Origin of the sequence: Streptomyces sp. NPDC048603, assembly GCF_043199475.1 — a bacterium.
Classification (GTDB): domain Bacteria; phylum Actinomycetota; class Actinomycetes; order Streptomycetales; family Streptomycetaceae; genus Streptomyces.
In genome coordinates this window covers 193,498-205,743 of sequence record NZ_JBICVY010000010.1, presented here as the reverse complement: position 1 = coordinate 205,743, position 12,246 = coordinate 193,498, and the positions used below count along the sequence as shown (strand labels likewise).

At 69.5% G+C, this 12,246-nt stretch carries 12 protein-coding genes and 1 riboswitch; of the genes, 3 read left to right on the top strand and 9 right to left on the bottom strand.

Annotated features, from left to right (window positions below; translation table 11 throughout):
- Positions 1-52: 52 nt before the first annotated feature.
- Together ACGFQ9_RS25545 and ACGFQ9_RS25540 are read right to left on the bottom strand one after the other, a co-directional pair.
- Positions 53-1,417: an NYN domain-containing protein gene (locus tag ACGFQ9_RS25545; RefSeq protein WP_393577096.1), complete on the bottom strand. Its 1,365-nt coding sequence runs from the start codon at positions 1,415-1,417 to the stop codon at positions 53-55.
- A 44-nt stretch (positions 1,418-1,461) separates the two neighbouring features.
- Complete coding sequence (locus tag ACGFQ9_RS25540) at positions 1,462-1,701, bottom strand: hypothetical protein (RefSeq protein ID WP_356409713.1); 240 nt, start codon at positions 1,699-1,701, stop codon at positions 1,462-1,464.
- 129 nt (positions 1,702-1,830) lie between these two features.
- Here ACGFQ9_RS25540 and ACGFQ9_RS25535 point away from each other — a divergent pair, with 129 nt between their 5' ends.
- Together ACGFQ9_RS25535 and ACGFQ9_RS25530 are read left to right on the top strand one after the other, a co-directional pair.
- Positions 1,831-2,586: a rhomboid family intramembrane serine protease gene (locus ACGFQ9_RS25535; RefSeq protein WP_393576811.1), complete on the top strand. Its 756-nt coding sequence runs from the start codon at positions 1,831-1,833 to the stop codon at positions 2,584-2,586.
- Complete coding sequence (locus ACGFQ9_RS25530) at positions 2,549-2,830, top strand: Lrp/AsnC ligand binding domain-containing protein (protein ID WP_365110544.1); 282 nt, start codon at positions 2,549-2,551, stop codon at positions 2,828-2,830. Before ACGFQ9_RS25535 ends, ACGFQ9_RS25530 begins: the two co-directional genes overlap by 38 nt.
- A 111-nt stretch (positions 2,831-2,941) precedes the next feature.
- Here ACGFQ9_RS25530 and ACGFQ9_RS25525 read toward each other — a convergent pair whose 3' ends face one another.
- The 6 genes from ACGFQ9_RS25525 to ACGFQ9_RS25500 all read right to left on the bottom strand — a co-directional run bounded on the left by ACGFQ9_RS25525 (position 2,942) and on the right by ACGFQ9_RS25500 (position 10,214).
- Positions 2,942-4,342 carry an aminotransferase class V-fold PLP-dependent enzyme gene (locus tag ACGFQ9_RS25525; protein ID WP_393576809.1) on the bottom strand — a complete coding sequence of 467 codons (1,401 nt, stop codon included), beginning with the start codon at positions 4,340-4,342 and terminating at the stop codon, positions 2,942-2,944.
- Between the two features lie 227 nt (positions 4,343-4,569).
- Positions 4,570-4,686: riboswitch (SAM riboswitch) on the bottom strand.
- A 96-nt stretch (positions 4,687-4,782) separates the two neighbouring features.
- Positions 4,783-5,847 carry an anthranilate phosphoribosyltransferase gene (gene trpD / locus ACGFQ9_RS25520; protein WP_393576808.1) on the bottom strand — a complete coding sequence of 355 codons (1,065 nt, stop codon included), beginning with the start codon at positions 5,845-5,847 and terminating at the stop codon, positions 4,783-4,785.
- Between the two features lie 182 nt (positions 5,848-6,029).
- Complete coding sequence (locus tag ACGFQ9_RS25515) at positions 6,030-7,655, bottom strand: cytochrome bc complex cytochrome b subunit (protein WP_393576806.1); 1,626 nt, start codon at positions 7,653-7,655, stop codon at positions 6,030-6,032.
- Entirely contained in the window at positions 7,652-8,710 is a 1,059-nt protein-coding gene (locus ACGFQ9_RS25510) for a Rieske 2Fe-2S domain-containing protein (RefSeq protein WP_393576805.1), read from the bottom strand. The genes ACGFQ9_RS25515 and ACGFQ9_RS25510 overlap by 4 nt, the downstream gene beginning before the upstream one ends.
- Positions 8,707-9,516: a c-type cytochrome gene (locus ACGFQ9_RS25505; protein WP_393576804.1), complete on the bottom strand. Its 810-nt coding sequence runs from the start codon at positions 9,514-9,516 to the stop codon at positions 8,707-8,709. Before ACGFQ9_RS25505 ends, ACGFQ9_RS25510 begins: the two co-directional genes overlap by 4 nt.
- Before the next feature lie 77 nt (positions 9,517-9,593).
- Positions 9,594-10,214: a heme-copper oxidase subunit III gene (locus ACGFQ9_RS25500; RefSeq protein ID WP_008738823.1), complete on the bottom strand. Its 621-nt coding sequence runs from the start codon at positions 10,212-10,214 to the stop codon at positions 9,594-9,596.
- A gap of 188 nt (positions 10,215-10,402) precedes the next feature.
- On the opposite strand from ACGFQ9_RS25500, the gene ACGFQ9_RS25495 reads away from it, so the two are divergent.
- Positions 10,403-10,804, top strand: a complete 402-nt coding sequence (locus ACGFQ9_RS25495; RefSeq protein WP_393576803.1) for a hypothetical protein — start codon at positions 10,403-10,405, stop codon at positions 10,802-10,804.
- 104 nt (positions 10,805-10,908) lie between these two features.
- Here the strand turns inward: ACGFQ9_RS25495 and ACGFQ9_RS25490 are convergent, their stop codons facing one another.
- Positions 10,909-12,156 carry an Ig-like domain-containing protein gene (locus ACGFQ9_RS25490; RefSeq protein ID WP_393576801.1) on the bottom strand — a complete coding sequence of 416 codons (1,248 nt, stop codon included), beginning with the start codon at positions 12,154-12,156 and terminating at the stop codon, positions 10,909-10,911.
- Positions 12,157-12,246: the final 90 nt, after the last annotated feature.

The window sequence follows — 12,246 nt, the reverse complement described above, 5'->3', positions numbered from 1 at the left end:
CGTTCCGCGATCACCGGGTCAATTCGGGCATTGGTTACAGGAGTTACAGGTGTTACGAGACGCGCGAAAGCCGCTTCAGCAACAACAGGGACGCGACCGGCCGGGCACCCGCCTTGGCCACCCCGTCCGCCACTTCCCGGTCCGTGGAGACCACCACGACCGGACGGCCCGACGGCTCGGCCCGCACCAGCTGCCGGATGAGCTCGTCCGCCGTCACGCCCGGCTTGGAGAACAGCACCCGCACCCCGCGCGGCGGCGCCAGCAGCACCGGGGCGGCCAGCTCCGCACCGTCGAACACGCAGGTCATCTCGGCCCCGGTCTGGGCCGCCAGCATGGACAGCCCGCCCAGCAGCCGCAGCCGCTGCTGCTCCAGCGGCATCGTCGGATAGCCGGTCTTGGTGACGTTGTACCCGTCGACCACCAGATGCGCCTGAGGCAGTGCCAGCAGCTGGTCCAGCAGTGCCGGGTCGGTCTCCGACAGGGCGCGCGCCGCGATGTCCTTCGGGGTCATCCGCCCCGGCTCCACCGCGTCGACGGAGTCGGCCGGGCGGGCCGAGACCGGCGGCAGCGCCAGCTCGCGGCGCAGCCCCTGGGCCGCGTCCAGCACGGTGTCCAGCAGCAGCCGCAACCGCATGTCCTCGACGCTGCGGCCCTCGCGGGTGGCCCGGCGGGACGCTTCCAGGGCCGACTCGGCCTCGCCGAGCCGCGCCTTGAGCCGCCGGTTCTCCGTCTCCGCGGCCGCCACCTGGGCGGCCGCCTCGCCCTTGACGCCCTCGATCTCGGCCGCCGTCTTGCGCAGCGCGGCCTCCCCGCGCTTGACGTCGTTGAGCGCGCTGCGGAGCTTGCGCTGAAGCGATTCGGCTTCCCTGCGGGCCGCCTCCAGCTCGGCGCGCAGCTGCTCGCCGCCGTTGCGCTGTGCGTCGCGGGCCACGGCCAGCTCCTCGCGGAGCCGCTCCAGCTCGCGCCGACTCTCCTCGCCGATCCGTTCGGCGTCGGCGCGCTGCGCCTCCTCGCCGGCCGCGGCGACCAGCTTGACCCAGCCGACGGGGCGCAGCACGTACGCGGCGGCCGCTACGTCGAGGGGGTCGGCGGCGGCCGGCGGCGCGCCGGACTCCAGGGCGGCGGCAAGCTCGGGCTGCGCCTCGCGCACCTTCTCCGCGACCCGGCCGCGGAAGACGGCGTCCGTCTCCACGGCGGCCGCCATCGCGTTGCCCGCGAACTTGGCGCGGCGGGAGGGGGTGAAGCGGGCGTACTGCCGCAGCTGCGCCGGCAGATCGGCGAGGGTCAGCCCGCCGAAGGCGTCCGAGACGAGCGCGACGACCTTGCGCCGCACGCCTTCCGGCAGCGGGCGGTCGAGGACCTCCGCGGCGTCACCGGCCCCGTCGGCCGGTTCAGCACCGCTTGCCGGTTCCACAATCCGTCACCCCTACCGTTGTTTCTTCCCTCGGCCCGCCGCTCCCCTCAGGAGTCCGCGCCCGGCCTGTCCACGAGTTCGATCTGGTCCACCGCGTTGCACCAGCGGCAGCGGACCGACTCGATGGTCTCATTGACCACCTCGCGTTCCTCGACCTTGGGCTCCCCGGCGAGGTCCAGGTGGACGTACTCCACGACCTTGGACGAGCGGGTGACGTCGAACCGGGTGAGGTTGCCGCAGAGCGTGCAGCGCCACCGGGTGGTCTCGGTCGGCAAGGGGACCGTCATGGTGCCGTTCTCTCCTTCGTCGCTCATTCAAGTAAACCGCCTCACCGGCGGCAGCACGTAACCCTACGGCCCACCCGGCATCGGCGGGGCATGCGATCGGTATCCGTCCGGTTACGCCATGCTCTTCGCATGATCGTAAGGTGGCGGACCGTGCGGGAGGCCGCCCGGGGTCCGGTGGTCACGCACGCCCTGATCGCGGGCTGCTGCGCGGTGTTCCTCATCGGCCCGGCCTCGGGCCTGAATCCCGGTTACGGGACGGGCGCGGCGCTGGTGGAGTCCGGGACGGAGTACTTCCGGCGCTGGGGGGTGGTGCCGGCCGAACTGTTCGACGGCGGCATACGCGAGCTGCTCACCCCGCTGACCGCGCTGTTCGTCCACGGCAGCTGGCTGCACCTGCTGGGCAACATGCTGTTCCTCTTCGTCTTCGGGGCGATGACGGAGGAGCGGATGGGCCGGGCGGAGTTCCTTCTCTTCTCCCTCTGTACGGGCTATCTGTCACTTGTGGCGTACGCGGCGGCGCACGCCTCCCAGGAGCAGACCCTCGTCGGCGCGTCGGGGGCGATCTCGGCGGTCCTGGGGGCCTTCCTGTGCCTGTTCCCGCGTGCCCGGGTGACCAGCCTCTTCCCCTTCCTGCTCTTCCTGCCGCTGCGCTTCCCGGCGTGGATGGTGCTGCTGTTCTGGTTCGCCCTGCAGTGGCTGGCGGCGCACCGGGCGGGCAGCGGGCCCGGGGTGGCGTACCTGGCCCATCTGGTGGGCTTCTCGCTGGGGTTCGCCTACGCCTGGGTGCGTTACCGGCGTACGACTAGAGTGAGGCGACCAGCGACGGACACCGAGGGAGACACCACAAGTGATCACCGCGATCGTGCTCATCAAGACCAGCGTTGACCGTATTCCGGAGATCGCGGAATCGATCGCGGCCCTGGAGAACGTCAGCGAGGTCTACTCGGTGACCGGTACCTACGACCTGATCGCGATCGTCCGTGTGGCCCGCCACGAGAACCTGGCGGACATCATCCCGGGCAAGATCAGCAAGATCCAGGGCGTGGAGGCCACGGACACGCACGTCGCGTTCCGCACGTACTCGCAGCACGACCTGGAGGCGGCCTTCGCGATCGGCCTCGACGCGTAACACCGGCTGACGCGTGACACCGGCTGCGGACAGCCGACAGGCCCGGCGGGGGCTCCTCCCGCCGGGCCTGCGGTTTCCCGGGTAGTCAGGGCCGGGAGTTCGTGGGGGTGCTCAGACCGCGGGAACGCAGCGGCCGTCCTCGGTGCGGTACTGCCACTTCGCGCCGTCGGCGACCAGCTCGCGCACCGCGCGGACGAACCGGTCGACGTGCTCGTCGGGAGTCCCGGCGCCGAAGCTGACCCGGATGGCGTTGAGGGACCTCTCGCCGGGGGCCGCCTCGGGGGCGCCGCACTCGCCCGGCTCCTGGGACTCGCCGCCCAGCAGGGTGCGGACGAGCGGGTGCGCGCAGAACAGGCCGTCGCGGACGCCGATGCCGTACTCGGCGGAGAGCGCCGCGGCGAAGTGGGAGCTGTTCCAGCCGTCCACCACGAAGGAGATCACTCCGACGCGGGGAGCGTCGTCCCCGAACAGCGACAGGATCCGCACCTCGGGTACGTCGGCCAGACCGGCCCGGACCGTGTCGATCAGCTGCTGCTCGCGGGCGACCAGGGTGTCGAAGCCGGCTTCGGTCAGGGTCCGGCATGCCGAGGCGATCGCGTAGACGCCGATCACGTTCGGGGAGCCGGCCTCGTGGCGGGCGGCGGTGGTGTGCCATTCGACGTCGACACCGCCGTCTTCGCGCCGGGCCACCTTGCGGGAGGCGCCGCCGCCGGCGAGGTACGGGTCGGCCTGCTGCAGCCAGTCCGCGCGGCCGGCCAGCACGCCCGAGCCGAAGGGCGCGTAGAGCTTGTGGCCGGAGAACGCGACCCAGTCCACGTCGAGGTCCTGCACGGAGACGGCGTGGTGCGGGGCCAGCTGGGCGGCGTCCAGGACGATCCGCGCGCCGTGGGCGTGGGCGGCCGCGGCGAGTTCCTTCACCGGCCAGATCTCTCCGGTGACGTTGGAGGCGCCGGTGACGCAGACGAGCGCCGGGCCTTCCCCCGGCTCCCGGTCGGCGAGCGCCCGCTCCAGGGTCGCGACCGCCTCGGCCGGGGTGCGCGGCGCGTCGAGGTAGGTGACCTGCGCGTCCCCCCAGGGCAGCAGCGAGGCGTGGTGTTCGGTCTCGAAGACGAAGACCCGGCAGTCGGCGGGCAGGGCGCGGGCGAGCAGGTTCAGCGAGTCGGTGGTGGACCGGGTGAAGATCACCTGATCGGATGACCGGCAGTCGAGGAACCCGGCGACCGTGGCACGGCTCTGCTCGAACAGGTCGGTGGACAGCTGGGAGAGGTAGCCGGCCCCGCGGTGCACGCTGCCGTAGTACGGGGCGTACGCCGCGACGTCGTCCCAGACCCGCTGCAGGGCCGGGGCGCTGGCCGCGTAGTCGAGGGCGGCGTAGGCGACTTCGCCGCCGGTGACGAGCGGGACGGTGACGTCCCGGCCGAGGACGGGCAGCGGCTCGGCGGCGGTGACGGAGGTGGCGGCGGTGGCCTCGGTGCAGCAGGCGGTGGCGGCGGTGTCGGTGTACGCGGACATGGCGGTGTCTCCCGGGATGGCAGGGTTGAATGGCTTCGCTGGCCGTACGCGGGTGCGGCGCGGCGGCCGACCGGGGGTACGGAAATGCCTCGGAGACGGCAGGGGACGCGGCCGCGGGTGTGCGGGGACCCTGATCCGAGGGGGGAAGAAAGGGCGCTGGGCGCCTATCGCATTCGCTTGCTCACGGAAAAACGCTCCTCGAGAGACCAGGACCCCTGGTGTCGAGGGATCCGCGCTTGCCGTGGACCTTTCTGTCCACGGCCTGGTCATCACCCGGGGCACCCCGCCACGGAAGGAGGGTTGCCGGACAGCAAGCCGGGGCCAAAACGCTGTCACTCGTGACCTGGTCCAGAATCCTGCCACATGATCCAGAAAGCGCAAGCCCCCGTTCCACCATGTGGACCGGGGGCTCGTGCGGGCGGGGCCGGAGCCCCCTGACGCTAGAGGTTGCTGGCGCGAACCCAGCGTTCCAGCGCGGCGCGGGCCGCGCCCGAGTCGATGGACTCGGCGGCGCGGGCGATGCCGGCCCGCAGCTGCTCCTCCAGGGAACCGGTGCCGGGGTCGAGGGCGACCAGGGCCGCCGCAGAGTTCAGGAGGACCGCCTCCCGGACCGGGCCGGTCTCCCCGGTCAGCAGCCGCCGTGCCACGTCCGCGTTGTAGGAGGCGTCGGCTCCGCGGAGTGCGGAGACGTCGACCAGCGGGATGCCGACGTCCCGCGGGTCGAAGGGCTGCTCGTCGACCCGGCCGTCGCGCACCCACCAGACCCGCGAGGTGGCCGTGGTGGTGAGCTCGTCCATGCCGTCGTCGCCGCGGAAGACCAGCGCGGAGGAGCCCCGGTCGGCGAGCACACCGGCCACGATGGGGGCCATCCGGGCGTCGGCGACGCCGGTCGCCTGCGCGCGCACCCGGGCCGGATTGGTCAGCGGGCCGAGGAAGTTGAAGGTGGTGCGGATGCCCAGCTCGCGGCGGGCCGCGGCGACGTGCCGCAGTGCGGGGTGGAACTTGACCGCGAAGCAGAAGGTCACCCCGGCCTCCTCGGCGACCGCCGCCACCCGCGCGGGGGTGAGGTCCAGGTTGACGCCGAGCTTCTCCAGCACGTCGGAGGCGCCGCTCGCGGAGGACGCGGCCCGGTTGCCGTGCTTGACCACCTTGGCGCCGGTGCCGGCCACCACGATGGAGGACATCGTGGAGATGTTGACCGTTTTCGCACCATCTCCGCCGGTCCCGACGATGTCCACGGTGCGACCCGGAATATCAATCAGGTTGGCGTGCTCGTACATGGCTCGGACGAGGCCGTTGATCTCCGCGACCGTCTCGCCCTTGGCCCGCAGGGCGACCGCGAAGCCCGCGATCTGGGCGTCGGTGGCCTGTCCCCGCATGATCTGGTCCATGGCCCACTCGGTGTCGTCGGCAGTGAGATCCTTGCCGGTCAGAAGGGCATCGAGGACGGCCGGCCAGGACCTGGCCGCCACGTCGTCGCGGCCTGTCTGGGTCACCACGTTCATGGTCCGCTCCTGGGTCATCGGTCACTTGTGGAAATCAACGAGAACTCAAGCGTATCCAGCGGAGGGGAACGGCAGAGAGCCCCGTCCAGCGACTGGACGGGGCTCTCGCCGTGGCGATCTGTTTTCAGCCAGATACGGGGCCGGGGAGACCGGCCGGTGGATCCGCTGGGGATCCGCCCGGATCAGTGGTGGCCGTGGCCGCTCTGGATCTCCTTGTACTCCTCGACGGAGGGCTTCTCGATCTGCGTGCCCTCGCCGTACCAGCCGCGGCTCATCTTGGAGCGGAGCTTCTCGGTGCGCGTCACCTTGCGCTCCACACCGTTCTCGTCGACCGTCGGGCCGATCTCGAGCGGCTCGTACTGGTGGTGCGTGGTGAGCTTGTGCAGCTCGCCCTGCGAGAGCGGCTCGTGCACCTCGACGAACTCACCGTGCGGCAGGCGCTTGATGATGCCGGTCTCGCGGCCGTGCAGCACCTTGTCCTTGTCCCGGCGCTGCAGGCCGAGGCAGATCCGCTTGGTGATCACGAAGGCGACGACCGGGCCCACGAAGAAGCCGATCCGGGCGAACCAGGTGATCGAGTTGATCGACAGGTGGAAGTACTGCGCGAACATGTCGTTTCCACCGGCGATCAGCAGGATCACGTACCAGACGATCCAGGCGACACCGAAACCGGTACGGGTCGGGGCGTTGCGCGGGCGGTCCAGGATGTGGTGCTCGCGCTTGTCCCCGGTGACCCAGGACTCGATGAACGGGTACACGGCGATGGCCGCCAGGACCAGCGGGAAGATCACCAGCGGGATGAACACGCCCAGGACCAGGGTGTGGCCCCACAGGTTGATCTCCCAGCCCGGCATGGCACGGATGAGGCCTTCGGAGAAGCCCATGTACCAGTCCGGCTGCGCGCCCGTGGACACGTGGTCCGGGACGTACGGGCCGAGGGCCCAGATCGGGTTGATCGAGGCGATGCCGGCGATGGCCGCGATGATGCCGAAGACCAGGAAGAAGAAGCCACCCGCCTTCGCCATGTAGACCGGGAGCAGCGGCATGCCGACGACGTTCTCGTTGGTCCGGCCGGGGCCCGCGAACTGGGTGTGCTTGTGGTAGAAGACCAGGATCAGGTGGGCCACCAGCAGACCCATCATGATGCCGGGCAGCAGCAGGATGTGGATCGAGTAGAACCGGGCCACGAAGTCGTGGCCGGGGAACTCGCCGCCGAAGAGGAAGAACGAGAGGTACGTGCCGACGATCGGCACGGACAGGATCGCGCCCTCCATGAAGCGGACACCGGTGCCCGAGAGCAGGTCGTCCGGCAGGGAGTAACCGGTGAAGCCGGTGAACATGCCGAGGACCAGCAGCAGGAAGCCGAAGACCCAGTTGATCTCACGCGGCTTGCGGAACGCGCCGGTGAAGAACACGCGCATCATGTGCACGAGCATCGCGGCGACGAAGATCAGGGCCGCCCAGTGGTGGATCTGCCGGATGAGCAGACCGCCGCGGACGTCGAAGCTGATGTCCAGGGTCGAGGCGAAGGCCTCGGACATCCGGACGCCCTGCATCGGCACGTACGAGCCGTGGTACTCCACCTCGTTCATGCTCGGGTGGAAGAACAGCGTCAGGTACACACCCGTGAGGATGATGATGATGAAGGTGTAGAGGCAGATCTCACCCAGCATGAAGGACCAGTGGTCCGGGAAGATCTTGCGCATGTTCGCCTTGGCGAGGCTGTAGATGCCCAGGCGGCCGTCCGCCCAGTCGGCTACGCGCTCGCCGCGCGGCGCTTTGCGCTCCGTGGTCGTGGCAGTGCTCATCCGCGCTCCCAGAATGCAGGACCGACGGGCTCTTCGAAGTCGCCGAGCGCTTCGAGGAAGCCTTCGTCATTCACACCGATCCGCAGCTGCGGAAGCGCGTGACCGGCCGGACCGAAGATGACGCGGCCGCCGTCGGAGAGGTCGAAGGTGGACTGGTGGCACGGGCAGAGCACGTGGTGCGTCTGCTGCTCGTACAGGCTGATCGGGCAGCCGACGTGGGTGCAGATCTTCGAGTAGGCGACGATGCCGTCGTGGGACCACTCGAGTTCCTGCTTGTCCTTGATGTCCTCCGGCTTGATCCGGACGATCATCAGGGCGGCCTTGGCGATCTGCTGCATGTAGTCGTGGCTGTCCTCCTCCAGGCCCTCGGGCTTGGCGAAGGTCAGCGAACCGACGATGACGTCCTCGGGACGCAGCGGCTCCATGGTGTTCTGGTTGATGAGCAGCTTGCCCTTCGCCCAGATGGTCTTGCGGAGCTTGTCCTCGGGCAGCGGGCCCAGGTCGCGCAGCAGCATCACGCCGGAGAGCGGCACCAGGGCCAGCGCACCGAGCATGGTGTTGCGGATCAGCGGCCGGCGGCCGATGACGGACTCCTCGGCGCCGTCGGCGAAGTCCTGCATGACCTTCGCCTTGACCTCGGGGGAGGCGGCGATCGGGTGCCGGTCGTCGGCGACCTCGACGTCGGACATCAGGGTGCGGGCCCAGTGGACCGCGCCCGCGCCGATGCAGAACAGGGCCGTGCCCAGGGTCAGGCCGAGGCTGAAGTTGAGCGCGCTCACGTGGCCGAACGGCCAGATGAACACGATCTTGTCGACCGGGATGGCCACGTAGGCGACGATGAAGGCGATCGTGGCCAGCATCGACACCGTGAACAGCATGGCCACGGTGCGCTCGGAACGCTTCGCGGCCCGGTCGTCGATGTCCTGGATACGCGGCTTGTGGGCCGGCAGGCCGGGGTCGGCGAACGGGTCGTCCGCGACCGCTACACCGGCGTGGTGCGCGTCGCCCTGCTCGCTCGGCAGGTGCTTCTCTTCGGGAATGTCTTGGCTACTCATGACTTCTTGGCCTTAGCGGTGTGGGCCGCGACCCAGACGGCGACAGCGATCAGCGCACCCAGACCGAAGACCCAGCCGAACAGACCCTCGGAGACGGGGCCGAGGCCGCCGAGCTTGAGACCACCCGGGTTGGTCGAGTACTCGCCGTTCACGTGCTGGAGGTACGCGATGATGTCCTTCTTCTCCTTCTCCGGCATGGTGGTGTCGGGGAAGGAAGGCATGTTCTGCGGGCCGGTGACCATGGCCTCGTAGATGTGCTTCGGCGAGACGTCCTCAAGGTTGGGCGCGTACTTGCCGTGCGTCAGCGCACCGCCCTCGCCGGTGAAGTTGTGGCACTGCGCGCAGTTGTTGCGGAACAGCTCGCCACCCTTGGCGATGTCGGCACCGGCCGGGTCGTACTGCTTCTCCGTCGGCGTGGCCGGGCCGGCGCCGAGGGACGCGATGTACGCGGCCAGCTGGTCGGTCTGGGCCTGGGTGTAGATGACGGGCTTCTTCGGCACCTGGGCGCCGGGCTGCTGGGCGGGCATGCGGCCCGTGCTCACCTGGAAGTCGACGGCGGCAGCGCCGACGCCCACCAGGCTCGGGCCGTCAGAGGAACCCTGACCGCCGGTTCCGTGGCAGCTTGCGCAACCCACGGCGTAGAGCTTCTTGCCCTCCTCGATGGCGAGGGACTGGGCGGTTTCATCGGCCTGCGCCTTGCCCGCGGGGGCGAAGGCGGCGTACAGCCCCCCAGTGGCCGCCAGCGCGAGGAGTAGAACGACGACCGCCGCCAGCGGATGGCGTCGTCGTGCGGAGAGCTTTTTCACGGATTACCCCGGTGTCAGGATCTTCTGCGTCGGTGATTCTGGATGTGCTGCCGGGCGGGGCCCGGCCACGTGTTTCGCTACTTGATCAGGTAGATCGTGGCGAAGAGGCCGATCCAGACGACATCGACGAAGTGCCAGTAATAGGACACGACGATGGCCGAGGTGGCCTGTTCGTGGGTGAACCTCTTGGCCGCGTACGTCCGGCCGAGGACCAGCAGGAAGGCGATGAGTCCGCCCGTCACGTGCAGTCCGTGGAAGCCGGTGGTCAGGTAGAAGACCGAGCCGTACGGACCGGACGAGAGGCTCATGCCCTCGTGCTTGACCAGCTCGGTGTACTCGAACACCTGGCCGCCAATGAAGATCGCACCCATGACGAACGTGATGATGAACCACGTCCGGAGCTTCTTGACATCACCGCGCTCCGCGGCGAAAACGCCGAGCTGGCAGGTGAGGGAGGAAAGCACCAGGATCGTGGTGTTCGTCGCCGAGAAGGGCAGATTCAGAGCCGAAGCCTGTTCCGTCCAGTACTCGGCGCCGGTCACCGATCGCAGGGTGAAGTACATCGCGAAGAGGGCCGCGAAGAACATCAGCTCGGAACTCAACCAGATGATCGTTCCGACGCTGACGAGGTTCGGTCGATTGACCGTCGGGTGCGCGTGCCCGGTATCTACTGTCGTTGCTGTCGCCACGACCGACATTATGTCGGGCGCTTATCCGGCCCTCACGCCGGGGGGTGCCGTTCGGAGTGTCCGGGAGGTGTGCACTGCCCGAACGGCCCATCGGAGCGGCCCTCGTCCGTCGGTCCGCATACCTGTCCGAAGCGCTGCTGACAGCACGTCGGACGGAGTAGCATCCGCGCAGGATTTCCTGACGCGTGGAGGAAACAATGCGGGCGACTGCGAGGGTTCTGGTCTACAGCGACGACGCCAACACCCGGGAGCAGGTACGGCTCGCAGCCGGGCGCAGGCCCGCCGCGGACCTGCCCGAGGTGGAGTACCTCGAATGCGCGACGCTGCCGGCCGTGCTGAAGGAGCTGGAACGGGGCGGAATCGACGTCTGCGTGCTGGACGGGGAGGCCGTGCCGGCGGGCGGCATGGGTGTGTGCCGGCAGATCAAGGACGAGATCTTCCGGTGCCCGCCGGTACTGCTGCTGATGGGGCGCCCGCAGGACGCCTGGCTGGCCACCTGGAGCCGCGCGGACGCCGCGGTGACCCTGCCGGTGGACCCGGTGGAGTTCCCGGACGCCCTGGCGGGCCTGCTGCGGGCCCGGCTGTCCGTGAACTCCTGACGGACGTCACCCCCTGACGGGGTCAACTCCTGACGGGGGTCAACTCCTGACGGGCGTCACGGCGGTGTGCGGGTACCTCCGCCGGGGGTACCCGCACACCGGTGTCAGACCTGCGGGCGCAGCCGGGCGTGGTCGACGGGGTTGTAGCCGTCCCGGACGCCCTTGAGCAGGGTGCTGCCCTCGCGCCACTCCTCCCAGTCCAGGTTCCAGTCGCCGTAGCCGTTGTCGAACGGGGTCATCCAGTCGCCGATGCTGTTGACGACGGTGACGAGGTCGCCCTCGCGGATGTTCTCGAAGAACCAGGCGGCGTTGCCGGTGCTCATGCCGGTGCAGCCGTGGCTGACGTTTCTGTTGCCGTGCGAGCCGATGGACCAGGGCGCGGCGTGCACGTATTCACCACTCCAGGTGACCCGCGTCGCCCAGTAGACGTCCAGGTTGTAGTACTCGCTGCCGCCGATGCCGACGGTGTCGCCGCGCATCCGGACGTAGTACTGCTTGCCGAGGACCACCTTGGTGCCGTTGCGGGTGGCGAAGCCGGGCTTGCCGGTGGTGACCGGGAGGGTGGTGACGACCTCTCCGTTGCGCTTGAAGGTCAGGTAGTGGTTGGCCGCGTCGGTGATGACCTCGACCCGGTCGCCGATCTCCAGCTTCACCGGTGCCGAGGCGGCGCCGTGCAGTGCGCCGACCTTGATGCCCTCCAGGTTGCTCCGTACGGTGACGGTGGAGTGCGCGGGCCAGTACTCCTTCGGGCGGAAATGCAGGGCGTCGTCGGCGATCCAGTACCAGGAGCCCTCCACCTGGTGGGGTTTGACGTCCACCACCAGGGCCCGTTCGATCAGGGCGCGGGCCGCTTTGTCCGTCACGGGTTCGTTGAGTTCGGCCACGATGGGCTGTCCGACCCCGTACGTGCCCTCCTGCGGCGTGAACTCGACCTTGAGGAGCTTCTTTGCCGGGGTGGTGTCGAACGCCAGCGTGCGCTGCCCGGGAGCGCCCTTGTCGTTCTCCGTGCTGACGGTGACGTTGTATCGGACACCGGCGGCGAGCGGCACGGTGCTGTGCCACCGGTCCCCCTTGGCGGAGAGTTCGCCGGCCAGCCGCCGGCCGTGCGTGTCCACGGCCAGGACGTCGGTGATGCGGCTGCCGCCCGCGCCCTTCGCCGTCACCTCCAGCGGCCGGTCGGGGTCGACGGGGCGGGTGCCTGCGGCCTGGTTGAAGGCGACCTGACCGGCCGCGTCGTACGGGGTGGTGGACAACGGGTGGTCGTCGCTACCGCAGGCGGTGGCGCCGGCCCCCAGGGACGCGACCAGCAGGGAGCAGCTGACAACCGTCCAAAGACGCGGTGTGTGACTCATGGGGCCACGTTATGAATATCCGACTTATCCGGCGCGCGCAGTGGGGCAAAAGAGGGGCCCGGCCACCTCAACGGATGAGGTGACCGGGCC

What these genes read in the sequence shown, in the direction of transcription:
- ACGFQ9_RS25540 (WP_356409713.1), bottom strand. Translation starts at nt 1,701, where the DNA reads ATGACGGTCCCCTTGCCGACCGAGACCACCCGGTGGCGCTGCACGCTC.
- ACGFQ9_RS25535 (WP_393576811.1), top strand. Translation starts at nt 1,831, where the DNA reads ATGATCGTAAGGTGGCGGACCGTGCGGGAGGCCGCCCGGGGTCCGGTG.
- ACGFQ9_RS25525 (WP_393576809.1), bottom strand. Translation starts at nt 4,342, where the DNA reads ATGTCCGCGTACACCGACACCGCCGCCACCGCCTGCTGCACCGAGGCC.
- trpD (WP_393576808.1), bottom strand. Translation starts at nt 5,847, where the DNA reads ATGAACGTGGTGACCCAGACAGGCCGCGACGACGTGGCGGCCAGGTCC.
- ACGFQ9_RS25515 (WP_393576806.1), bottom strand. Translation starts at nt 7,655, where the DNA reads ATGAGCACTGCCACGACCACGGAGCGCAAAGCGCCGCGCGGCGAGCGC.
- ACGFQ9_RS25510 (WP_393576805.1), bottom strand. Translation starts at nt 8,710, where the DNA reads ATGAGTAGCCAAGACATTCCCGAAGAGAAGCACCTGCCGAGCGAGCAG.
- ACGFQ9_RS25500 (WP_008738823.1), bottom strand. Translation starts at nt 10,214, where the DNA reads ATGTCGGTCGTGGCGACAGCAACGACAGTAGATACCGGGCACGCGCAC.
- ACGFQ9_RS25495 (WP_393576803.1), top strand. Translation starts at nt 10,403, where the DNA reads ATGCGGGCGACTGCGAGGGTTCTGGTCTACAGCGACGACGCCAACACC.
- ACGFQ9_RS25490 (WP_393576801.1), bottom strand. Translation starts at nt 12,156, where the DNA reads ATGAGTCACACACCGCGTCTTTGGACGGTTGTCAGCTGCTCCCTGCTG.